This window comes from Ruegeria sp. AL12, assembly GCF_056540885.1.
The window spans coordinates 1-1999 of record NZ_JBQFXN010000033.1; the positions used below are offsets into that span (position 1 = coordinate 1).

Genomic DNA, 1999 nt, shown 5'->3' on the forward strand with positions numbered 1-1999 from the left:
TGCGGCAGGTCTGCGGCAAATTTGCCTTTATGCCCGCAAAAATATGCCCGGTTCTCGGTCATTGAATTTGTGATGGCGCTAAACCCGAACTTGGTTGCGCTAACTGCGTCAAACCCGCCTGTTCATGTCCTGAACGACCGTGGTAAGACGCGCCCAACCGCCGGTTTTCCCGGTACACTGCCCCAAAGGCGCCTCAGGGCCCAAAGCCCCCGCGCCGCCACAGGAGAAGACACACATGACATCTGGACGGGTTAACCCGCAATTCCGCCTCGAGGATCAGGGCATCGAGGGTCTGGGCAATGTCTATTATAACTTCATGGAACCGGCGCTGATCGAAGATGCGTTGAAGCGCGGCGAAGGTACACTTGGAAATGGCGGTGCCTTTCTGGTCACCACTGGCAAGTTCACCGGTCGCTCGCCCAAGGACAAGCACGTCGTCAAAACCAGCAGCGTGGCTGACACTATCTGGTGGGAAAACAATGCCGAGATGACCCCAGAGGGATTTGACGCCCTCTACCAAGACATGCTGGCCCATATGAAAGGCCGCGACTATTTCGTGCAGGATCTCGTCGGTGGTGCCGATCCGACCTACGCGATCAACGTGCGCATGGTGACCGAGCTTGCCTGGCACAACCTGTTCATCCGTCACCTGCTGCGTCGCCCGGATCGCGAGGATCTGGACGAGTTCACCGCGGACTTCACCATCATCAACTGCCCCAGCTTTCAGGCTGACCCGGCCAAACATAACTGCCGTAGCGAGACGGTTATTGCGCTGAACTTCGACCGCAAGCTGATTCTGATCGGCGGCACCGAATACGCGGGTGAGAACAAGAAATCCGTCTTTACCCTGCTGAACTACATGCTGCCGGAAAAAGGCGTGATGCCGATGCACTGCTCGGCCAACCATGCGGTTGGCAACCCGGTCGACACCGCCGTCTTCTTTGGCCTGTCCGGCACTGGCAAGACAACCCTGTCCGCTGACCCGGCCCGCACTTTGATCGGCGATGATGAGCATGGCTGGTCCGATCGCGGCACCTTTAACTTCGAGGGTGGCTGTTATGCCAAGACGATCAACCTGAACGCCGAGGCCGAGCCGGAAATCTACGCGACCACCACCAAATTTGGCACGGTGATCGAAAACATGGTGCTCGATCCCGAAACCAAGGAACTGGATTTCGAGGACGACTCCCTGACCGCAAACATGCGCTGCGCCTATCCGTTGGAGTATATCTCGAACGCGTCCAGCAGCGCACTGGGTGGCCACCCTAAGAACATCATCATGCTGACCTGTGATGCGTTCGGCGTGCTCCCTCCGATCGCGCGGCTTACTCCGGCGCAGGCGATGTACCACTTCCTGTCGGGCTTCACCTCCAAGGTTGCCGGGACCGAGCGCGGTATTACCGAGCCTCAGCCCACTTTCTCGACCTGCTTCGGCGCGCCGTTCATGCCGCGCCGCCCGGAAGAATACGGCAACCTGTTGCGCGACAAGATCGCCCAGCACGGCGCGACCTGCTGGCTGGTCAACACTGGCTGGACCGGTGGCGCCTATGGTGTGGGCAGCCGGATGCCGATCCGCGCGACCCGTGCACTGCTGACAGCTGCGCTAGACGGATCGCTGCGGGATGCCGAGTTCCGCAAAGATGCCAATTTCGGCTTTGACGTACCGGTTTCGGTGCCCGGCGTGGCCGAAGTCCTTTTGGACCCGCGCCGCACCTGGGACGATCAGGCGGCCTTCGACAAGCAGGCTGAAAAACTGGTGCAAATGTTCGCCGAGAACTTTGAACAGTACCTTCCGTTCATCGACGAAGACATCAAAGCCGTAGCAATCGGTTAATCGAAAAAAGGGGGCGAAATCGCCCCCTTTTCTTTAAAGAGTCTCACTACATCGTGATCGCGCATAAGTTGCATATTGCAAAATGTGAATGCAATTGCGTTGCTCGAAGTGTCGATCTGAGGTATCTCGGCATGTCAGAAATATGACAAAACCCGACGCTCTCGC

1 protein-coding gene is annotated in these 1999 nt (G+C 58.1%); it reads left to right on the forward strand.

Annotated features, from left to right (window positions below):
• Window positions 1-235: 235 nt before the first annotated feature.
• The gene (locus ACR0C6_RS21035) at window positions 236-1834 is read left to right on the forward strand and encodes a phosphoenolpyruvate carboxykinase (RefSeq protein WP_480621039.1); all 1599 of its coding nucleotides are present in this window, start codon (window positions 236-238) and stop codon (window positions 1832-1834) included.
• Window positions 1835-1999: the final 165 nt, after the last annotated feature.